The organism is Nocardia sp. SYP-A9097, from assembly GCF_009649815.1.
Taxonomy (GTDB): domain Bacteria; phylum Actinomycetota; class Actinomycetes; order Mycobacteriales; family Mycobacteriaceae; genus Nocardia.
In genome coordinates, this window is sequence record NZ_WJIC01000005.1 from 21,000 (window position 1) to 41,490 (window position 20,491).

Annotated in this window: 16 protein-coding genes; 10 read left to right on the top strand and 6 right to left on the bottom strand. The window is 66.4% G+C overall.

Features of this window, described 5'->3' with window-relative positions; genetic code table 11:
* Positions 1–44: 44 nt before the first annotated feature.
* From GFY24_RS12580 to GFY24_RS12590, 3 genes are read left to right on the top strand one after another with little or no spacing between them, the layout of a single operon-like run.
* Positions 45–1,070, top strand: coding sequence for a glycosyltransferase family 4 protein (locus GFY24_RS12580; RefSeq protein WP_153805228.1), 1,026 nt, complete (start codon positions 45–47; stop codon positions 1,068–1,070).
* On the top strand, positions 1,067–2,200 hold the full coding sequence (locus GFY24_RS12585; protein WP_153805229.1) for a glycosyltransferase: 1,134 nt from the start codon (positions 1,067–1,069) through the stop codon (positions 2,198–2,200). The genes GFY24_RS12580 and GFY24_RS12585 overlap by 4 nt, the downstream gene beginning before the upstream one ends.
* Positions 2,197–3,399 (top strand): glycosyltransferase family 4 protein, encoded by a 1,203-nt coding sequence (locus GFY24_RS12590; RefSeq protein ID WP_153805230.1) that lies wholly within the window; start codon positions 2,197–2,199, stop codon positions 3,397–3,399. The genes GFY24_RS12585 and GFY24_RS12590 overlap by 4 nt, the downstream gene beginning before the upstream one ends.
* Here GFY24_RS12590 and GFY24_RS12595 read toward each other — a convergent pair.
* The 4 genes from GFY24_RS12595 to GFY24_RS12610 are packed head-to-tail and all read right to left on the bottom strand — an operon-like array spanning position 3,360 to position 8,177.
* Positions 3,360–4,874 (bottom strand): O-antigen ligase, encoded by a 1,515-nt coding sequence (locus tag GFY24_RS12595; protein WP_153805231.1) that lies wholly within the window; start codon positions 4,872–4,874, stop codon positions 3,360–3,362. The two genes, GFY24_RS12590 and GFY24_RS12595, sit on opposite strands and share 40 nt — an antisense overlap.
* Entirely contained in the window at positions 4,871–6,301 is a 1,431-nt protein-coding gene (locus GFY24_RS12600; RefSeq protein ID WP_153805232.1) for a CpsD/CapB family tyrosine-protein kinase, read from the bottom strand. Before GFY24_RS12600 ends, GFY24_RS12595 begins: the two co-directional genes overlap by 4 nt.
* The gene (locus tag GFY24_RS12605) at positions 6,298–6,858 is read right to left on the bottom strand and encodes a hypothetical protein (protein WP_228566256.1); all 561 of its coding nucleotides are present in this window, start codon (positions 6,856–6,858) and stop codon (positions 6,298–6,300) included. The genes GFY24_RS12600 and GFY24_RS12605 overlap by 4 nt, the downstream gene beginning before the upstream one ends.
* A gap of 17 nt (positions 6,859–6,875) precedes the next feature.
* Positions 6,876–8,177 (bottom strand): phenylacetate--CoA ligase family protein, encoded by a 1,302-nt coding sequence (locus GFY24_RS12610; RefSeq protein ID WP_228566257.1) that lies wholly within the window; start codon positions 8,175–8,177, stop codon positions 6,876–6,878.
* 207 nt (positions 8,178–8,384) lie between these two features.
* Between GFY24_RS12610 and GFY24_RS12615 the strand changes: the two genes are divergently transcribed.
* From GFY24_RS12615 to GFY24_RS12630, 4 genes are read left to right on the top strand one after another with little or no spacing between them, the layout of a single operon-like run.
* The gene (locus GFY24_RS12615) at positions 8,385–9,761 is read left to right on the top strand and encodes a nucleotide sugar dehydrogenase (RefSeq protein ID WP_228566258.1); all 1,377 of its coding nucleotides are present in this window, start codon (positions 8,385–8,387) and stop codon (positions 9,759–9,761) included.
* A gap of 16 nt (positions 9,762–9,777) precedes the next feature.
* Positions 9,778–10,791 carry a glycosyltransferase family A protein gene (locus GFY24_RS12620; protein WP_153805235.1) on the top strand — a complete coding sequence of 338 codons (1,014 nt, stop codon included), beginning with the start codon at positions 9,778–9,780 and terminating at the stop codon, positions 10,789–10,791.
* Complete coding sequence (locus GFY24_RS12625; protein WP_153805236.1) at positions 10,788–12,254, top strand: lipopolysaccharide biosynthesis protein; 1,467 nt, start codon at positions 10,788–10,790, stop codon at positions 12,252–12,254. Before GFY24_RS12620 ends, GFY24_RS12625 begins: the two co-directional genes overlap by 4 nt.
* The gene (locus GFY24_RS12630) at positions 12,233–12,817 is read left to right on the top strand and encodes a YdcF family protein (RefSeq protein WP_153805237.1); all 585 of its coding nucleotides are present in this window, start codon (positions 12,233–12,235) and stop codon (positions 12,815–12,817) included. Before GFY24_RS12625 ends, GFY24_RS12630 begins: the two co-directional genes overlap by 22 nt.
* Here the strand turns inward: GFY24_RS12630 and GFY24_RS12635 are convergent.
* On the bottom strand, positions 12,798–14,924 hold the full coding sequence (locus GFY24_RS12635; protein ID WP_309230769.1) for an alginate lyase family protein: 2,127 nt from the start codon (positions 14,922–14,924) through the stop codon (positions 12,798–12,800). The two genes, GFY24_RS12630 and GFY24_RS12635, sit on opposite strands and share 20 nt — an antisense overlap.
* A gap of 63 nt (positions 14,925–14,987) precedes the next feature.
* On the opposite strand from GFY24_RS12635, the gene GFY24_RS12640 reads away from it, so the two are divergent.
* Both GFY24_RS12640 and asnB read left to right on the top strand, forming a co-directional pair.
* A complete protein-coding gene (locus GFY24_RS12640) occupies positions 14,988–15,569 on the top strand; it encodes a serine acetyltransferase (RefSeq protein WP_309230770.1) in 582 nt (193 codons plus the stop codon).
* 106 nt (positions 15,570–15,675) lie between these two features.
* On the top strand, positions 15,676–17,511 hold the full coding sequence (asnB, locus tag GFY24_RS12645) for an asparagine synthase (glutamine-hydrolyzing) (protein ID WP_309230771.1): 1,836 nt from the start codon (positions 15,676–15,678) through the stop codon (positions 17,509–17,511).
* Here asnB and GFY24_RS12650 read toward each other — a convergent pair.
* The gene (locus GFY24_RS12650; RefSeq protein ID WP_153805238.1) at positions 17,508–19,007 is read right to left on the bottom strand and encodes a sugar transferase; all 1,500 of its coding nucleotides are present in this window, start codon (positions 19,005–19,007) and stop codon (positions 17,508–17,510) included. The genes asnB and GFY24_RS12650 overlap by 4 nt on opposite strands.
* Before the next feature lie 246 nt (positions 19,008–19,253).
* Between GFY24_RS12650 and GFY24_RS12655 the strand changes: the two genes are divergently transcribed.
* Complete coding sequence (locus GFY24_RS12655; RefSeq protein WP_309230772.1) at positions 19,254–20,489, top strand: cytochrome P450; 1,236 nt, start codon at positions 19,254–19,256, stop codon at positions 20,487–20,489.
* Positions 20,490–20,491: the final 2 nt, after the last annotated feature.

Genomic DNA, 20,491 nt, shown 5'->3' on the forward strand with positions numbered 1-20,491 from the left:
GGGCGGAAATGAAACGGAAACGAGCCCTATGGGTTTCGACGAGCATGTCCACCCGCGGCGGCGTCGCGACCTTCGTCCGGGAGATGCGCGAGACGCCGATCTGGACCGAATGGGATATCCGGCACGTGGCCACCCATCGCGACGGCGGGGTCGGTACCAAGCTGGCGGTCTACGCGCTGGCGCTGTTCGTCTACCTGTATAGGCTGGTGGTGCACCGGCCCGCGATCGTGCACCTGCATCTCTCCTCGTACGGTAGTTTCCCGCGCAAGTATCTGTTCGAGCTGATCGCGCGGGCGGCCCGCACCCCCGTTGTGCTGCATGTGCACGGCTCCGATTTCAGCAAGTTCTACGACGAAGCGCCGGGTCCCCTGCGGGCGGCCATTCGGGATGCGCTGCGCGGTGCGGCGGTGGTGGTCGCGCTCGGTGAGCCGTGGGCGGTGGCGTTGCGGGATATCGCGCCGCAGGCACGGATTATTGTGGTGTCCAATGCGATTCGGCCTGGCGCGCAGGTGGGGCAGAACTCCGGTGCACCGGTGCAGGTGTTGTTCCTGGGCGAGATCGGGGAACGCAAGGGCACCTTCACCCTCTTGGAAGCCTGGCAGCGGATGGTCAAGACCGCCGAGGTCGAGGCGCGGTTGATCGTCGCGGGTGACGGCGCGGTGGACCGGGCCCGCGAAATGGTCGCCGACCTCGGCATCGACGCCAGCGTCGAGGTCACCGGATGGATAGGCCCGGAACGGATTCCGGAGCTGATCGCCGCCTCGCAGGTGCTGGTGCTGCCCTCGCACCGGGAGGGACAGCCGATGGCGATCCTGGAGGCCATGGCGCACGGACTCTGCGTGGTGACCTGCCCGGTCGGCGGCATCCCCGACCTCCTCGATGACAGTTGCGGGCTCCTGGTGCCGCCGGGGGAGGTGCAGCCGCTGGCCGAAGCGCTGGGACGGGTGGTACACGATGACCGATTGCGCGGGCGACTGGGTGCGGCGGCGCTGCAACGGGTGCGCGACGAATTCGATATAGCGGTCGTATGCCAGCGCTTCGGCGGCATCTACCGGGAGATCCTGCAATGAGTTCCGCTGTACGCCAGCCGATTCGGGTGCTCTACGTGGTGCCGGATCTGCGTGTGGGCGGGGCCGAACGGCATGTGACGACACTGCTGCCGAACCTGGATCGCGGTCGGTTCGAACCCTCGGTCATCTGTATCGGCGAGCCGGGTGAGCTGTTCGCCGACCTCACGGTGGCGGGGGTGCCCGCGCGGGCACTGCATTACACCAAACGGCAGGCGGGTCCGGCGCTGCGGGATCTGGTGCGGGCCATGCGGGAGCTGCGGCCGGATGTGGTGATCACCCGCGGCTATAACGCGGAGGCACTCGGACGGATCGCCGCCTGGCGGGCGGGGGTGCCGAATTCCATTGTCTGGGTGCATAATTACGGCGATGTGGAGCCGCGCGGGCGGTTCCGGACGGTCGTGGATCGTGTGCTGGATCGACGCACCTCGGCCTATTTCGGCGTCGCTCGTGCCCAGATCCGGTATATGGCAGACGATCTCGGCTATCCGGAGTCCAAGATCAAGGTGATCTACAACGGGGTCGACCCCTCGGCCTTCGAGATCGCGGACGATCGCGCTGCCGCCGCCGATATCGGGGTCGGTGCCGATGATCTCGTCGTCGGAATCATTGCCGCGTTGCGCCCGGAGAAGGACCATACGACCTTCCTCGAAGCCGCGCGAATCATCGCCGAAAAGGTCCCCGCGGCAAAGTTTCTCATTGTCGGCGACGGCCCCATGCGGGGCGTGATCGAGGACCGGATCCGGGCGTCCGGACTCGGTGACCGCGTCATCCTCGCGGGCAACCGCCCTGATATCGCGGCCCTGCTCCGCGCGATGGATGTGGTCGTGCTCAGCAGTTACAGCGTCGAATGCTTTCCCATGGCGCTGCTCGAGGCCATGGCGGCGGCGCGTCCGGCCGTCTGCACAGCGGTCGGCGGCGTCCCGGAGATGATCGCCGACGGTGAGACGGGATACCTTGTCCCGCCGCGTAATCCGGAAGAACTCGCACGACGGCTCATCGAGGTGCTGTCCGATGCCCCGGCCCGTAGACGTATGGGCCTGGCGGCGCGTGATCGCGTCGAAACGAAATTCACTCTGAAATCGAGTATTGCGGCCGCGGAGCAGGCCCTGGAAGAAGTCGTGAATCGATGAGCGGACACATTCTGATCCTGGTCGAGAATCTCTCGGTGCCCTTCGATCGCCGGGTCTGGCAGGAGAGCCGGGCCCTGGTCGAGGCGGGGTATCGGGTCACCGTCATCTGCCCGACGGGCAGTAAGCAGGACCGCGAGCCCGAGGCGACCATCGACGGGGTGCGCATACTGCGGTATCCACTGCGCGCGGCCACCGGCGGACCCCTCGGATATCTGCGGGAGTACTCGCTCGCGCTCTGGCATACGCTGCGGCTGGCCTGGAAGGTACGGCGGGAGGGGCCGATCGATGTGGTGCAGGCGTGTAATCCGCCGGATCTGCTCTTCCTGATCGCGCTCGTACTGCGGGTCGGTGGCACGCGATTCGTCTTCGATCACCATGATCTGGTGCCCGAGCTGTTCCTGTCCCGCTTCGGCGGTACCGGACCGCTGTACCGGGTCTCGAAGGTGTTGGAGCGCTTGACATTCGCCTGCGCCGATGCGGTCATATCCACCAACGAGAGCTATCGGCAGGTCGCCATCGAACGCGGGCATATGGCCCCGGAGCTGGTGACCGTGGTGCGTAGTGCGCCCGATCTCGCCAAATTCGTTCCGCGCGAACCCGATCCGGAGCTCAAACGGGGAAAGCGGTATCTGGGTGCGTATCTCGGCGTGATGGGACCGCAGGACGGCGTCGATTACGCGCTGCGTGCCATAGCCCAGCTGCGAGACAAGCTGGGGCGCACCGATATCCACTTCATCTTCATGGGCAGCGGTGACGCCTTCGACGATCTGGTCGCGCTGTCCGAGGAGCTGAATCTGCAGGAACTGGTCGAATTCACCGGCCGCGTGCCCGACGATTTCCTGCAGACCTGCCTGTCTACCGCCGATATCTGCCTCTCGCCGGATCCGTGCAATCCGCTCAATGACGTCTCGACCATGAACAAGGTCGTCGAGTACATGGCCATGTCCCGGCCGCTGGTCTCCTTCGAACTCACCGAGGCGCGCGTCTCTGCGGGCGCGGCGGCGGTGTACGTGGCCGACAATGACGAGCTGGGATTCGCCGAGGCCATTGTCGAACTGCTGGACGATCCGGCCCGCCGGGACCGCATGGGCAGTCTCGGCCGGGCCCGCGTGGAGCGCGAATTATCCTGGGACACTTCGCGAAACAACCTCGTCGAGTTCTACGCCAGGGTCTTTCGCGCCCGCAATGCCGCGCGCTGATCGGCGCCCGCGGCCAGCGGATCGACCCGCGGGCGTTCCGATGCCCGATCGGCGGCGCCGACTGCCGCGCCCACCAGCGCGAAGACCATGGCGCTCGGATAGTCGAAGAGCCGCAGATCCACGAACAGGCCGCCGAGCACCAGTGAGATGAATGCGGTCAACGCGATGAAGGCGAGCGGGCGGCCCAGCATGCCGTCGTCGGGCAACCGCAGATAGGCGATGAACAGGCGGCGGGCCAGCAGCACCAGCACGGTCAGCCACAGCAGCACCCCGACAATCCCGAGCTCGGCCAGAATCCCGAGCTCGGTCTCGTGCGCGGGGATACCGAGGCCGCGTTCCCACGGCGTACTCGGTGAATACTGCTGGTGCCGATAGGTATTGACCGAGACGAAACGCCCCAGCCCCCAACCACTCCACGGCTTCTGCGCGAACGCCCACACCGCGGTGGCATCGGCATTGAGCCGGTCGTACACCTCATTGGTGGAGGCCACACCGCCGGCCTTGCGATCGGAGCTGGTGAAGGTGGACCAGTTCATGGCGATAATCGCCAGGGTGCCCAGCGCGGTCAGTACGAAACCGGTGCGATAACCCTTGCCCAGCACGATCCCGGCCACCACCACGACCGCGAAATCCAGCCAGATGGAACGGGTATGGGTGAGGAAGACCGAGTACGCGCAGGCCGCCGCGATCACCGCGAGCAGGATCCTGTGCCATCGCGGCCGCTGTTCGGTGCCGAGTAGGACCAGGGCGAGCACATATCCAACAATGAGAATCAGCCCATTGACCTCGGGCTGATTCGGCAGCCCCACCGCCCGCTCGGTCCAGGCCGGGTCCAGCACAATGTATTTCGGCCACACCAGCGCCTTCGGGCCGTGGAATTGCAGGATGCTCACCCATGCCGAATACGCGCTACAGCTCAGCAGCGTGGTGATGAGAAACCCGACGGCCCGGCGATTGTCGAAGATCATCCGCGACACCAGATAGGTGGCGAACGGAATCCCGGTGCCGATGATCAGATACCGCCACAGATCCAGCATGATGCCGGTCAGCGGGTAAAGGATCGGCTTGTACTCGTGCGGCTGCAGAATCGAATTGATATTCCACAGCAGGTACAGCGCCATGGCGCCTTCCAGCGCGCCCAGCGACACCCGCCGCTCCGGATGCCCGCGCACCCAGGCCAGGGTGGCGATGAGCAGGCCACCGAAGGCCAGAATGAACGGGTCCGTGGTCGGCAGGATCTTCGGAATCGCCGGGCGCAGGAACGTCGCGACCAGGAGGAAGACGAAAGCCCAACGGGGATCCCGCAATCCGATCACGACCAGGACGGCCGCGATACCGCCCGCCGCCGCCACAGTGCCGATACCGCCGGGCGCCTTCGGCGATACCGCGAGCATGGCCCCCAGTCCGACGATCAGCGCGGCGGCCAGCACCGCGAGCTGGGTCAGCCGGTTCAGCACCGGCGAGCGAAAGGTCATGGGGTGGTCCGGGATCGGCCCGATCGGCGCAGCCGGTCCCAGACCGCCGGGCGATACTCGGCGGTATCGACGAACAGCGCGCCCAGCACCTGCGCGCCCACCTGGTTGATCGCACGCACCGCCTCGTCCACCTCCCGCACGCGGCTGTGGCCGCGCTCGATAATGAGCACGGTCTGATCCGCGATATCGGCGACGATCTGCGACTCCGGGGCGCTGCTGATCGGCGGCACCGCGATAATCACCAAATCGGCCTTCTCCCCGGCGGTTCGGAGCAACTCGCGCACCCGATCACGATCGAAGAGCGGGTACGGGTCCGCGGTGGCCTCACCGGCGGAGATCTCAGCGAACCCGCCCGAACCCGACTGCCGCACCAGATCATGCACATTGCCGACCAGGCCGCGCAGATACTCCGCGACACCCCGCTGACGCGGCCCGTAATCGGCGGTCCGCAGATCGGCATTGACGAAGACCGTGCGCGAGCCCTGCGCCGCGCGCTGCTCGGCAATCGCGCGGGCAATATGATCGGCGCCCCGGCCCGACGAAACCGGCACCACCGCAATGGAAGTGGGGGAGTGCGTGGCCGCGCGCGCGACCAGATTCGACACATGCCGCACCGCCACCTCCCGGCGGGCATCGCGCGCGGGGGAACCTCCCGGCGGAATCACATCGAACGGCCGGATACCGGTCTTCTCCACCACGTCGTAGTCGTTGTACAGCCGCCGGGTACTCGCACCCGCCATGAGCGCCACCACACAGCCCAGAATGACGCCGCCCACCATGCCGGTCGCCAGCTTGCGGGTCTTGCCCGGACCGATGGCCATCGCGCCCGCACCCGATTGCAGAATGGTCAGCCGATTGGCCTCATTGGAGTTGAGTTGATCGATCTGCTGCTGCAATTGGATCTGCGCGGTGTACGCGCTGGGATCACTCGCGGTGAGCCGATCACCCCAGACGCGCAGCATGGCCGCGGTCATATCGGCGGCGGTGGCGCTGCGGCTGGCATCGAGGCGGCCGTTGATGTCGTCGATGTACAGCTGCGCGATCTGCGGTGCGGCCGTGGTCGCCGCAGAAGGTGTGGCCGCGATGACCTGAATGTAGAAAAGCGGGCTGGCCGTGACGAATTCGGCGGAGAAGCCGTCGATATCGGACGGGAAGCCCTGCTTCTGCCGCAGGCCGGCCTGATAGGTCGGGTCATTGAGGTAGTAGGTGTAGCCCTGCGCCAGAATCGCGTCCTGTGTGGGCGGGCGGGTCGAGGCCGCCGAGACCAGCACCCGGCTGGTGTAGGTGGTGGCATGCCCGTGCGCGGTCAGATACGCGCCGAAGGTGGCGACCAGGGCGATGGCAGTCACCAGCCAGCGGCGCTGCCAGATGCGGTCACGCAGTATCACAAGGGTATTGGGCGTGCGCGAAGTCGGCTCGTCGGTCATTTGTGATCCACCTCCACCACAATCCGGGTCGGATCGGTCAGCGCGGTCACCCGGAAGGCACGCTGCGGGGTCTCGAGGCCGATGAAAGCCTGAGTCACCCCGCGCAGCGAGCTGGCATAGCGGACCTCGCCGATGGTGCCCGCCTCGGGATCGGAGAGGAGCTGCGGGCCGGCATAGGCCGGCACACCGGATTCGAAGGGATTGGCGGCCTCACGAATGAGGACCTCGATAATCGACTGCCCGGTCACCGGGAACACCGCCTGCGTACTGGTATTGGAGATCGCCTGCTTCACGTAGTGCACCGCCCAGCCCGGCACCGCGGTACCGGTGAACTGGAAGGTCACCCGATCGGCCTTATCGCTCGCCGCGAGGGAGATGTTAGTGAGACCGATGCCCACCGCACCCGGATCGGGCGTGCGGGTCTTGGGCACGAACTCGTCGATCGGTGCGGCCGAGGTGGTGGTGACCGGCGGGTGTCCGGGCGGCGCGGAAGTCCCGCCGCAGGCCGCCATCAGTAACGTAACCGTAACCAGCACTGCCGCTTTCGCCATTCGCACGGCGACTGCCCCTCTCGTCATGGCCGTAGGCGCTCGGCGTGCTCGACGATCGCGGTCTTGAGTTTGCCGCTGCGCGGGCGGGGCAGCCGGTCGAAGACCCGCAACCCCACCTCCTGACCCGCGCCGAACTGCTGCGCCACATTGCGCCGCGCGTGCGCGATGGTCCGCGATTCGCTGAATCCGGTGCCGGGGACAACTCTCAGTTCGAAGAAACCCGGCCGCAACTGGGCGATCTGCGCCTCCCGCAATCCGGTCAGATCGTCGACCACACTGGACGGCAGCGGGAGCGGCCTGCCATCGACGGCGGTGAAGGTGTCCTCCACCCGGCCGTCGACCACGCCCAGCAGCGGGAAGGCCCGCCCGCACGGGCACGGTCCGGGCGCGGCGGGGCGCACCTCGTCACCGGTGCGATACCGGAAGAGTGGAAAACCGTTGTTCTGCAACGAGGTTCCGACAATCTCCCACCGCGAGTTCGATCCGGCCACCGACAGCAGCTCGACAATGCCATAGTGCGGGAAGACGTGATAGCCGCCCGCCTCACAGGTGCCCGCCATGGCCACCCGCTCGGTCTGCCCGTAGTGATCGACGATCGGCGCGGCGAACACCTCCTGCATGAGGGTGCGCTGCCCCGGGGCCATCAACTCCGAGGAGGTGATGATGGCGCGCACCGGAATGGTGTGGTTCCGATCCCGCAGCAGTGCCGCCAGCAACGCGATGCTGGACGGCCAGCCCTCGATGGCATCGGGCCGGAAGCGGCGAATGTTATTGGCTATCACATCGATTCGATCCGGCGTCAGATGATAGCTGGAAACCAGCAGCTGCCGCGCCCACGGAAGCACGAGCGTCGGTCCGTGCGTCCCGTCGCTGGCGAATCCGCTACCGCGCAGCACCACCCGGCGGGAATTCGCGGGCAACCCGAACCAGCTCCACTGCCGCTCCATGACCGCCAACTCGAAGACCGAGGAGTTGACGGTTCGATAGCACTCGATCGGCACACCGGAGGTGCCACTGGAGCGCACCGACCACATGAGCCGCCGCGGCATCGTCCGGAAATCGTCGGCCCGCTCGGCGAGCTCCAGCCGCGAAATGAGCGGCAGCGCAGGCAGGTCGGCCAGCGTCCGAATCGTCGCGGGGTCTATCCCACTATCGCGAAAGTACTCCCGATAGAACGGCGACCGCGCCGCCGCGACCCGCACCAGCCCCCGCAACCGGCGCTCCTGAAACTCCGCTATGCGCCCGGCATCGGCCCGCTCCAGCTTGGCGAGCGTCCGGTTGATCGACCCACGACGCGGATGAGCGCGCCGGAGCCGATACTTCATGCCCAAGCCCACGCCTGAAAAATTCATGTACTCAGCAACCCCCCAGCCGGGGCCCCGCGAAGGTACCGGCCTCGACTTCCTCACCCCCGACCGCGACGTACACGGGCATCGTCGCGCATTCCACGGGAAGATGATAACTCGACCCAATCACGGAATACATTGGTATAAAGCTAAATAGCGGTAGCGACGATCCCTGATGGGGTACAGATGGACGAGCACGACCGGCTGACAGCAAACGGACAGGATCGGCGCATGGGGCGGGCGCTGGGGGTGAGTGTTTTCGGGCTCGGCTACGTGGGCTGCGTGTCCGCGGCCTGCCTGGCGGCTCGGGGTAACTCGGTCATCGGGGTGGATGTGAATCCGCAGAAGACCGAGTTCATTCGGCAGGGTCGCACCCCGGTGGTGGAGGAGCGCATCGGGGAGGTGATAGCCGAGGTGGTGGCCTCGGGCAGGCTCACCGTCACCGAGAAGGTCGCCGAAGCCGTTGCGGCCAGCGATATTTCGATCGTCTGCGTGGGCACGCCGTCCGCGCCGGGCGGGGGGCTCTCCACCGAGTATCTGGAGCGGGTGAGCCAGGAGATCGGGGCGGCGCTCGCGGTCAAGGGCTCCTGGCACGTGGTGGCGTATCGCAGCACCATGGTGCCGGGCACCTGCGCCGGGAAGCTCATACCGATTCTCGAGCAGGCGTCCGGGAAGCGGGCCGGGGTGGACTTCGGCGTCTGCGTGAATCCGGAATTCCTGCGCGAGGGCAGTAGCGTCCGGGATTTCGAGAATCCGCCCAAAACGGTTGTCGGCGAGACAGATCCGCGCACCGGCGCGGAGATGATGAGCCTCTACGACGAGCTGCCGGGGCCACGCTTCCAGGTGCCCATCCCCGTCGCCGAGATGACGAAGTACGTCGACAATAGTTTTCACGCGCTGAAGGTGACCTTCGGTAATGAAATCGGTGCGCTCTGTGCCGAACTCGGCCTGGACTCGCACGCGGTCATGGATATCTTCCTGGCCGACACCAAACTCAATATCAGCCCCGCCTATCTGCGGCCCGGCTTCGCCTTCGGCGGCTCGTGTTTGCCCAAGGATGTGCGGGCGCTCACCCACACCGCCCGCCAGCACGATCTGGAGCTGCCGGTACTGCAGAATGTGCTGGCCTCCAACGAATCCCAGCTGCGTCGCGTGGTCGAGATGGTGATCGGACTGGGCCGGCGCCGAGTCGGCATCTTCGGGCTGTCGTTCAAATCCGGCACCGACGATCTGCGCGAAAGCCCCATGGTGGAGTTCGCCGAACGCCTCATCGGCAAGGGCTATGACGTACGCATCTACGACGCCAATGTGGCGCTGTCCCGGCTCATGGGCGCGAACCGCGCCTTCATCGAGGAGCGGCTGCCGCACATCGGCGAACTGCTGACCGACGATATTGCAACGGTTCTCGCGCACGGGGAGATATTCATCGCGGGCAGCGCCGAACCCGAGGTGGTCTCCGCCATCGACGGGCTCGGCCCGGAGCACACCGTCATCGATCTGGTGCGGTTGCCCGGGGCCGCGACGCGGCGGCAGCGGCCGGGATATCTGGGCATCGGATGGTAGTGACAAAGGGGTACTGATGGCGGCGTCCGAACCGGCGTTCAGCTTTCTGACAACGGCGTACAAAACCGAGGACTATCTACGGGACACCATCGATTCGGTACTGGCACAGACACTTCCGGACTGGGAGCTGATCGTCGTCGACAATGGCATGTCGGACGAGATCGCGGCGATCGTCGACAGCTATGCGCAGGACCGGCGAATTCGCCTGGTACGGCAGGAGAACAAGGGCTACGACGGGGGTGTGATGGCCGCCGCTGAAGTGGCGACCGGCCGGTTCTTCGTGGTGCTCGACAGCGACGATCAGGTCATGCCCACCTTCTGCGAAGCCATCGGGCAAGCTCTGGACGCCGACCCGCATATCGACGCGATCGGTTGCGACGCATTCCGTTTCGACGACTCCGGTGCGGACCTGCCCACCGGTTACTACCGGTCGACCAATGTGAAGCAGAAGCCGGATCCGGCCGAACCGCTGACCCTGACCGACCTGCTCGGCGGCCTCGTCCCGTACTACACCGCCGCCATCCGGCGCACGGTCTGGGAGGCTGTCGGCGGCTACGATCGCGGCGGCCAGGAACTACACGAATCGGTCGCCATCTGGATTCGCATGGTCGGCTCCTATGACATTCGCATACTGCCGCAACGACTGGCGCGCTTCCGGCTGCGCAGCGACTCCATGACCCGCGATCCTGCCAAGGCCGAGGCCTTCATGGCCGAACTGGAACGCTCTTTCGCCTGGGCCGCGCCCACCGACCCCGAAGCCAAAGCGGCTCTGGACAAGACCCTGCGCACCTTCCGCTACTGGGTATGGCTCTGGCGCGCGCAACAGGCCCTGCTCGCGGGCGATGATCCGGCCGCGCGCAGGGCGGCGCGGGACGCGTTCGGACAGCGCCGCACGGTGCGGGCCGCGGCGATCATTGTGTCGGTCAATACGTTTCCCGGTTTACTGCGGCGGATTCATCCGCTCAAGCAGCAGGTGTCCGAGCGGGTGGCGCACGTGGCGGGCCGGATTGTCACCACCGTCAAACGGTGACGGACGAGCGCGGCGGGTTACTCGCGATACTCAAACGCGGAGCCGCGCTCTCCGCGGCGGGTGTGGCGGCGGTGCAGGTCATCGCGCTGGCGCAGACGCTGGTACTCGCACATCTGTTGTCGCCCGGCGAAGTCGGCGTCTTCACGGCCGGCACCGTGCTCACCACCTTCGTGGTGGTCTTCTCGCACAGCTCACTGAGCCATGCGCTGATTCAGCGGCACGATCGGATCGCGGACGCCGCCGAGACGGTATTCTGGGCGACGCTGGTCTCGGGTGCGCTGCTGGCCGGCGTACTGCTGGCGACCGCGCCGGTGCTGTCGGCGATATTCGACGACTCGCAGGTCGGTCTCGTCGCCGCGGTGTCCTCGGGCACGGTACTGCTCACCTCGCTCATGGCGGTGCCGGATGCCCTGATGCAGCGGGAGTTCCAGTTCAAGCGGCGCGTAATCGTCGATCCCGCGAATGCCGCGACGTTCGCGATCGTATCCATCGCGGGAGCGGCGGCGGGCTGGGGTGTCTGGGCGCTGGTGGCGGGATACTATGCCGCGCTGACGGTTTCGGTGATCGCCGCGTGGTGGCTGTCGGGCTGGCGGCCCGGCCGCGGGCATTTCCGCTTCGGATTATGGCGGGAGTTGGCGGTTTTCGCGCTGCCGCTGCTCATCGAGAGCGTGCTGGAGCGTGCCATCGAGGCCGGTGAGGTGGTGTTGGTCGGCCATCGGCTCGAGACCTCCGCGCTCGGCAACTATCGCAATGGGCGGCGGCTGGCCTTCCTGCCGGTCATGGCGATCATCCAAATCTGTTCATACGTACTGTTTCCGGCGTTCGCCCGGATCGCGGGGGAGCGGGAGCGTTTCAAGCGCGGTTTCCTCACCGCGCTGGGCTGGATGTGGCTGGCGGTGGTCCCGGCGTCGGCGCTGCTCGCGGCCATCGGGGAGCCGGCGGTGGTACTGCTGCTGGGAGGTCAGTGGCGCGGAGCCGGTGTCCTGGTTCAGACCATGTGCGGGGTGGGTGTCGGTTATGCGCTCATGTCGGTCTCCGCCGAGGCGCTCAAGGGCGCGGGACGGCCGCAGTTGATCAATTGGATGAGTGGTGTGGGCGCACTCACCGCTATTCCGCTCATAGTGTTGCTGCTGCCGCATGGTTTGCCCGGTGTCGGTGTGGCACTGTCGATTTCGGCGGCGCTCACCGGACTTGCGGGTCTTGTTCTGTCGCGTAGCGTGGTTGGGGTGTCCCGTGGCGAACTCGCGCGCTGCCTCGTGCCGGTACTGCTGGCCGGAGTGGGTGCCGCCGTGGCTGTCGGAGTCTTCGAGCATCGCGTGGTGCATGCGAGCGCGCACGGGGTCGCGGCCGGACTGGGACTGATCGTGCTGGAGGCCCTCGCCTTCGCGGGACTGTTCATCGTTGTGCTGCAAGTGATTTCACCCGCCACACTGCGGCCGATATGGCAGGCGCGCCGCCGGTGACGGGTTCGGTGCGGCGCGGGCACCGCCGGATCTACGTGGCCGGGTTCGTGATCGCCCTGATCGCGGGCATCATCGCCGCCGGATTTCCGGTGTATGTGCGACCGCAGGTGGATCCGCTCCGGCATGCGGACGCGATCCTGGTCCTCGGCGGTGAGGGCGTGGACCGGTACGCCTACGGATTGGAGCTGGCGCGGCAGGGATACGCCTCGACCGTGCTGTTCTCGAATCCCTATGGCGAGGACACCGATATCGACGAGGTGCGGGAGCCATGTCGTACGCCGCAGCAGGGGTTCACCCTCGAATGCTTCGCCCCGAATCCGCCGACCACCGTCGGTGAGGGGCGGCAGTTGCGCGCCTTGGCGAGCCAACGCGGTTGGCGGACAGTCATTGTCATTACGATGCGGCCGCATCTGTCACGGGCCAGGTACATCCTGGAGCAGTGCTTCGAAGGTCAGCTCATCATGGAGCCCGGCCCGGTGGATATCGCGCCCTGGTACTGGGCGTGGTCGTACGTGTATCAAAGCGCGGGATACGTCCGGGCCTTCATTGATTCGGGGTGCTGAGCACGGCCGCACCATCACGTGAGATGTCGATATCGAGAGCCCGCGGCGTCGTGTCATCGTGCCAATCGGCCCGAATCGCCTTGTCCGCGTGTGAGACCCGTAACCCATCTACGGGCTTCCCGTTGAGCGAGAGCACCGTGACAATCACGAAGGGCGCTGTGCCGGAACACTGCGCGCCGAGCAGCCAGGCCGGTTCGCGAGACTCCAGCCGCTCGGACCACCAGCCGAGATTGTCGTTCTCGCTGCCCCGAACCTGATCGGTGCCGAGTGGGACCGTCGCGGCGTAGGTCAACGCCAGCACCGGATCGCCGTCCCGGTGGACAAGATGACCGTTCTCGACCGGACCGGCCGTCAGCGCGGGATGCAGCGGCCAGGAAACCCGCGCCGAGTGAGATCCCTTGCCGGACACCAGATCCACCACCACGAGCGAGTCGCCGTCCGGTGCCGCGATGAGCCACCGCCGATGCGTCACCGGCGTCTCGAGCCGGTGATAGCCATCGTGTTCGGCATCCACGATCCCGTGCACGAGATCGACCGCCCGCACCCGCACCCGCGCGTGCGCACTCCACATGAACGGCCCGCCGACCACCGACTGATCCAACCCGTCGATGGTGACCGTGGGATGCGCGCGGGTACTGCGATGCGCGACCCGCCATTCGGGATGCCCGTAGTAGCTCGCGGTGCCCGGATCCGCGATGACCTCCGCACCGTCCACCGCGAGGGTCACCGACAGCGCGTCGGCATGCCCGTGCGCGGCGATCGAAAGATAGCCCAGCGGACCGATATCCATGGTGATCCGGCGGCCGGGCGCGCGCAGCACCACCAGACCGCCGTCGGCGGCGTAACCGCTCGCCGCCGGTGCCGCGGCGGCGGCGACGGCGGCGGAACCGAGCGCATCACGCAGCCAGGCGGCGGTAATCGTGGCCGTCGCCGTGCGCGCGGCCGCCGGATCGGGTACCACCGCATCGGCGATACCGAGGTGCTCGCGCACCGTGCGAATCTCCTCCGGGCCCAATCGAAGTGCGAACCCGCCGTCGTCATCGCCGTAGCGCGGCTGCGGATCCGCATCACCGACCAGTAGTGCGAGAAAGCGTGAACTGCGCGCGATGGTCGCGCCGAGCCGTTCTGGCGGTTCGTATTTCAATGCCAGCAGGGCGTAGACGAGCGCGAGCAGCTCCACCGTGAAGAGCTGATAGGCGATGGCCTGCTCGGCTCCCGCGCCATCGGGCAGCAGCTGCCGGTCCGCGTGCTCGGTGAGCAGTGCCAGCGCGTCGCGCTGCCAGGCTGTGGCGCAAGGCAATTCGGGGAACAATGACGCCACCACGGCCAACCCGGTCAGTTCGCCGATCAGGTGATTGTTCGCCGAGCTGAACAGTGATCGTTCCGCCCAGCAGCGCCGGGCACTCTCCCCGAGCATGGTGACGTAATCGCCATAGCGCCGGGCCGTCAGTCCCGGCGCGTCACGCAGCCCCTGCAGCGCGAAACCGACTGATATGGAACGGATTCCGCATTCGAACGCCCCGCGCCAGGCAATGCCCGTGCCGGGCGGCTGCTGTTCGATCCAGCTGTCGAGTTGGTCGAAGGCGGCCTCGGCGAAACGGGGCTCCCCGGTGAACAGCCACGCCTGCGCCAGCCACGGTAGGTGCTGCAGCCGGTTCAGCTCCCAGATCCATTTCGGATCGCCCGCCGTGGTGCGATGGTCGATCCGCTCGGAACTCACACCGGGCCAGCGTATTTCGGCCAGCGGGTCCCGGTTCCAGTCGATCAGCGGCCCGAGCTCGGCCGGGGGATAGCCGAAGTAGCGCACCTGCCCGGCGAGCATTCGCTCCGCGGCGGCGATGACCGCGGCGGCCGCCTCCGGGCAGGTCGCCGCGACCCGGGCGGCGCGCGCCCGATCGAGGATCACCGGCCGTCCCGCGCCCTCGCGGAAATCACGCAGCAGCGCATCCCAATCGGGCCGGGTGCGCCCGAAGAGCGTGGCGCGCGCGGAATCCCAGGTCACGGGTCTGGCGACGAGTCGCCGTCGCAATCTGCCCGAGCGCCACAGCATCTCGTGCCCGCTCATGGCGCGCAGTCGGTGCAGATACCAGATCAGGTGGCTCGACACCCGCAGGACCATACCGCGAGAATCGGTTGTGGACTGCCCGACCGGTGAGGGAGTATTTCCCCCGTGATCGATTCCAAGGAGAGCCTGCGGCGTTATCTCGCAGAGGATTTGGCGGCACACAACCTCACCCGGTGGCGCCCGTACTACTGGCTCACCTATCGTCCCCTCTACTTTCAGCGACTACTGCGCAGGTCCGAGTACTGGCAGAACGTGCGCACCGATCCGATCGGCCGCTGCGTGTTCCTCTGGTACGCGCTGCGCACCAAACTTCTGGGCGAGCGATTGGGATTCTCCATACCGCGCAATGTGTTCGGGCCCGGACTCTCCATCGCGCATGTCGGCATGCTGCTGGTCAGTCCGAACGCGCGGATCGGCGCGCGCTGCCGGATCCACCAGGGTGTTTCCCTGGCCAGCGGTGCGCCGGGGCGCTACCCTGTGATCGGCGACGATGTGTTCATCGGCCCCAATGCGGTGGTCGTCGGCTGCGCGATCGGCGATCGCGTCGAAGTTCGCCCGGGTGCGGTGGTAGTCAAGGACGTTCCTGCCGATGTACATGTGGCGGGGGTGCCGGCGCGGATCATCCACGACTTCCGGGAACAGGCCGTCACACCGCCCGAAACGGACCGACTGGGCACGAAACCATAAATGTCCCAGGCGGTTTCGTAGATCCACACCCTGACCGCGACGCGACTAGGCTGACGAATGCAGGCTCGTGCGCGACCGACGCGGCGGGGGTGAAGGGGGAGTCGATGTGTGCGGAATAGTCGGTGTGCGCCGATTCGACGGTGGACCGGTCAGCAAGGAATTGCTCACCGATATGAGCGGTTCGCTGCAACATCGCGGCCCCGACGACCACGGCCTCTGGTGTGATGGGACAGTCGGTTTCGCACACACCCGGCTGTCCATCATCGATCTGGCGGCTTCCGCGCAGCCCATGACAGGTGCGCGCGGCACCACCCACCTCACCTTCAACGGCGAGATCCTGAACTATCGCGAACTCCGCGCCGGTCTCGACTATCCATTCACCACACGCGGTGACACCGAGGTGCTGCTCGGGCTGTACGACCGCTACGGGCCGGCCGGGGTGAGCCGCCTGCGCGGCCAATTCGCCTATGCCATCCACGATTCCGGGACCGGCGAGACGCACCTGTTCCGGGATCGGCTCGGCATTCTGCCGCTGTACTACTACGCCACCGACACCCTGTTCGCCTTCGCCTCGGAGATCAAGGCGCTCTATCCGGTGATCGATTCACCCCGGGTCGACACCGCGAGCCTGCACGACTTCCTGGCACACCGGTCCGTGCCCGCGCCGTACACCTTCATCGAAGGCGTTCGGAAGGTGCCGCAGGGGCATCACCTGGTGGTGCGCGGCGACGGAACCATTCGCACGGAAGCGTATTGGCGGCTGCCGCAGGACTCGGAGCTGCTCGATGTGACACCGGCCGCGGCGGTCGAACTGCTCGATGAGGCGCTGCGAGCCGCTGTGCGCGACGCCCTGGTCGCGGATGTGCCGGTGGGCGCGTATCTCTCCGGCGGGGTCGACAGCAGTCTCATCTGTGCGCTGGTGGCTGCAGAGCGCGGGGGAGCGGGACTGCACACCTTCTCCGCGGGCTTCGGCGATGAGCGGGTCGACGAAACCCATTGGGCGCGAATGGCCGCCGGAATCGTCGGCAGCGAACACCACGAGACCGTGATCACCGCCGGTGACTTCCAGGACGACTGGGCGCGGCTGAGCTGGCATCGGGATTCACCGCTGTCCGAACCCGCCGATGTCGCGGTATACCGGCTGGCCCAGCTCGCCCGCGAACACGTGAAGGTGGTGCTGTCGGGCGAGGGCAGCGACGAATTGTTCGGCGGCTACCCGAAATACCGGTTCGCCCGGGCCACCCGGCTGGCAGGTGCGGTCCCGGGGGCACCGCTGCGGCTGCTCGAGGAGCGGCTCCCGGCCAGCCAGGCCCGCCTGACCGTCGCCTTGCGGGCCATGTCCGAGCCCAGCTATGCCGAGCGCATGCGCGGCTGGTTCGCGCCCTTCACCACCCTGGAGCGGGACCGGCTGCTCGGCGGCCCGGCCCAGCGCACCGTGCTCGCGCCCTATCTGGACGGGCGCGGAGATTCCCTGCGCCGCATGCTCTATGCCGACGCGCACACCTGGCTGGCCGATAACCTGCTCGAACGCGGCGATCGCATGTCCATGGCCGCCTCCCTCGAACTCCGCCCGCCCTTCCTGGACCATCGCGTTGCCGAACTGGCCTTCCGACTGCCCAGTTCGGTGAAGGTGCGCGGCGGCACCACCAAGTGGATCGTGAAAGAGCTGGCGCGCCACCATCTTCCGCTGGGTCTGGTGGACCGGCCGAAGGTCGGATTCAAAGTGCCCCTGGACGAATGGTTCCGCGGGCACCTGCGCGAAATGGCCTTCGATCTGCTGGACGGACCGTCATCCTTCGTCGGCTCGCACTTCGACCGGGTCGAGGTGCGCCGACTACTGGACCGCCACACCACCGGCGGCCGGGATGAGCAGCCGCGCATCTGGACACTGCTCTCGCTGGAGGTCTGGCACCGCGAACTACAGCGCCGCCTGACCGCCTAGTACGCGCCGTCGCTGCGCGCCACCGCGAAGATGGTGCGCTTGATGATCATGAGATCCTGCACCATGGACCAGTTTTCGACGTAGGACAGGTCCAGGCGGACCGACTCCTCCCACGAGAGATCCGAGCGGCCGGAGACCTGCCAGAGACCGGTCACGCCGGGCTTCACCAGCAGGCGGCGGCGCACCTTCCCGTCATAGCGCTCGACCTCGGCGCGCATGGGCGGGCGCGGGCCGACCACGCTCATCTCGCCCTTGAGGACATTGATGAACTGGGGGAGCTCATCGAGGCTGTATTTGCGAAGAATTCGCCCGATGGGGGTGACGCGAGGGTCGGCGCGCATTTTGAACAGCAGACCCGCGCCCTCGTTCTCGGCCTGGAGGTTGGTCAGCTCCTTATCGGCGTCCTCACACATGCTGCGGAACTTGATCATTCGGAACGGTTCGCCGTTCAAACCGATGCGCTCGGATTTATAGAAGACCGGTCCCGAACTGCTGAATTTGACCGTGAGCGCGATGGCGATCATGACCGGTGATATCGCCAGCAGCGCCACCGCCGCGAAGAGGAAATCGAAGGCGGCCTTACCGAAGGATTTGGCGCGATCGTACTGCGGCTTCTCGATATGCAGCAGTGGAAGATTCGCGACCGGCCGAATGGACAGTCGCTGATCGGCCACATCCACCACACCGGGCGTCACCACCAGATCGATTCCCAGCGGTGAAAGCTTCCAGACCAGGTCGTTTATCCCCTGGGTGCCGAGGTGTTCGGTGGCGGCGATGGCGACGGTATCGGCGGCGACCGCGCGGGCGGCATCGAGTACCGAGGACTCCTGCAGGATGGGCAGATCGGCCTCGGCCGTCTCCATCGCCTCATCCTCGGGATAGGGAATGTAGACGCCGGCGACCGAATAGCCAACCGCCGCATCACGTTCGAAGCATTTCATGATCTCGCGGGCCGAATCACGGCGTCCGACAACGAGAACCGAGGTGAGATAGTCGCCCGACCGGCGGCGACGGGCCGCGTATTTGCGCCAGCCCATACGATTCAGGATCAAGCCGAGCAAACCGACCGGCAGTGCGATGCCGAGGTAGCCGCGCGCGAAATCCATTCGGAGCAATAGCGATACGATCGCTATGAGACCGAACAGGCGCATGGTCGCGGCGATGATGAGCCGGTATTCCTCTGGGCCGGTACCGATTACGGGTGGCGACCAGGCATTGCCGACCGCCAGGAAGATCAGCCAGGTGAGCGCCAGCGAGACCGAGATCACCGAGTACCCGATGCGCGCGTCACCCGCCCAGTCCAGTTGTGAGTCGTGATTGAGGCCGCCGAAGCGAATGAGCTGGGCCAGTGCGACAGCGCCACCGACCACCAGGGTGTCGGTAATGCGCAGGCGGCGGCGATACTCGGCCTGCCAGCGGCGTTTGCCCGAAGGACGTGGTGGTTGGTGGCGTGCGGAGCCGTCGAGCGACTGTTCCGCGTCGAGCTGGAAGGCCATCCTGGAGCTCCATCAGTGGACACTTGAGCCTCGTGGCAGTCCCCCCGAATGGACGCCCGAGCTGATACTACTGGTTTCGCTCGCCGGGCGGCGGGCATTACCGGAACCGAATGGACTGGAACCCAAGGGATTTCGCCCGAGCCGGGACATCCCGGACGGGTCAAGTGATACCTATTTACTAATAGGTGTTCACAAAGTGCCCGGTGATGTGGTTCACTTCGTGGAACGTGTTCCAAAGGAGGTACCGTGTCCGCGCCGTCCATCCCCGCCGGGTTCGATTTCACCGACCCTGACCTGCTCGCCCAGCGTCTGCCCGTGGAGGAGTTCGCCGAACTCCGCCGCACCACGCCCATCGCGTGGGTTCCGCAAGCCGGCAGTGGCTTCAAAGACGACGGCTACTGGGCCGTCACCAAAATGGAAGACATCAAGGAGATCTCCAAGACTCCGGAGGTGTACTCCTCCGAGGAGAACACCGCTGTCATCCGCTTCTACGACGACATCATGCGGGAGGAGATCGAGGTCCAGCGCTACCTGCTGCTGAACCAGGACCCGCCCCGGCACACCAAGCTGCGCCGCATCGTCTCCAAGGGCTTCACCCCGCGCGCCGTCGAATCGCTGCGCAATGCGCTGCGCGAGCGCGCCGAGAAGATCGTGTACGAGGCCAAGAAGAAGGGCTCCGGTGACTTCGTCACCGAGGTCGCCTGCGAGCTCCCGCTGCAGGCCATCGCCGAGCTCATCGGCATCCCCCAGGAAGATCGCGGCAAGATCTTCGACTGGACCAACCAGATGATCTCCTACGACGATCCCGACTTCGAGGGCGACCACAAGGTCGCCACCGCCGAGGTCATGGGCTACTCGTGGAACCTGGCCGAAGAGAAGCGCAAGTGCCCGGTCGACCTCGGCGGCGCCGAGGACATCGTGCAGACGCTGCTCAATGCCGACGTCGACGGTGAGGCCCTGGCCTCGGACGAATTCGCCTGGTTCGTGATTCTGCTCGCGGTGGCCGGCAACGAGACCACCCGTAATGCCATCACCCACGGCATGAAGGCGTTCGTCGACAACCCCGAGCAGTGGGAGCTCTACCGCGAGCAGCGTCCGCGCACCGCTCCGGACGAGATCGTCCGCTGGGCCACCCCCGTCATCGCCTTCCAGCGCACCCTGCTGCAGGACACCGTGCTGTCCGGCCAGGAGATGAAGAAGGGCCAGCGCGTCGGAATGTTCTACTCCGCCGCCAACTTCGACGAAGAGGTCTTCGAGAAGCCTTTCGAGTTCAATGTCCTCCGGAACCCGAATCCGCATGTAGGCTTCGGCGGCACCGGCACCCACTTCTGTGTGGGAGCCAACCTCGCCCGCCTGGAGATCGACCTCATGTTCAATGCCATCGCCGATGTGATGCCGAACCTGAGCCAGGTCTCGGACCCGGTCCGCCTGCGGTCGGGCTGGCTGAACGGCATCAAGAGCTGGCAAGTCAAGTACGAGTGAGT

What these genes read in the sequence shown, in the direction of transcription:
- GFY24_RS12600 (WP_153805232.1), bottom strand. Translation starts at nt 6,301, where the DNA reads ATGACCGACGAGCCGACTTCGCGCACGCCCAATACCCTTGTGATACTG.
- GFY24_RS12580 (WP_153805228.1), top strand. Translation starts at nt 45, where the DNA reads ATGTCCACCCGCGGCGGCGTCGCGACCTTCGTCCGGGAGATGCGCGAG.
- GFY24_RS12650 (WP_153805238.1), bottom strand. Translation starts at nt 19,007, where the DNA reads ATGGCCTTCCAGCTCGACGCGGAACAGTCGCTCGACGGCTCCGCACGC.
- GFY24_RS12615 (WP_228566258.1), top strand. Translation starts at nt 8,385, where the DNA reads ATGGACGAGCACGACCGGCTGACAGCAAACGGACAGGATCGGCGCATG.
- GFY24_RS12590 (WP_153805230.1), top strand. Translation starts at nt 2,197, where the DNA reads ATGAGCGGACACATTCTGATCCTGGTCGAGAATCTCTCGGTGCCCTTC.
- GFY24_RS12610 (WP_228566257.1), bottom strand. Translation starts at nt 8,177, where the DNA reads ATGAAGTATCGGCTCCGGCGCGCTCATCCGCGTCGTGGGTCGATCAAC.
- GFY24_RS12620 (WP_153805235.1), top strand. Translation starts at nt 9,778, where the DNA reads ATGGCGGCGTCCGAACCGGCGTTCAGCTTTCTGACAACGGCGTACAAA.
- GFY24_RS12595 (WP_153805231.1), bottom strand. Translation starts at nt 4,874, where the DNA reads ATGACCTTTCGCTCGCCGGTGCTGAACCGGCTGACCCAGCTCGCGGTG.
- GFY24_RS12630 (WP_153805237.1), top strand. Translation starts at nt 12,233, where the DNA reads ATGGCAGGCGCGCCGCCGGTGACGGGTTCGGTGCGGCGCGGGCACCGC.
- GFY24_RS12585 (WP_153805229.1), top strand. Translation starts at nt 1,067, where the DNA reads ATGAGTTCCGCTGTACGCCAGCCGATTCGGGTGCTCTACGTGGTGCCG.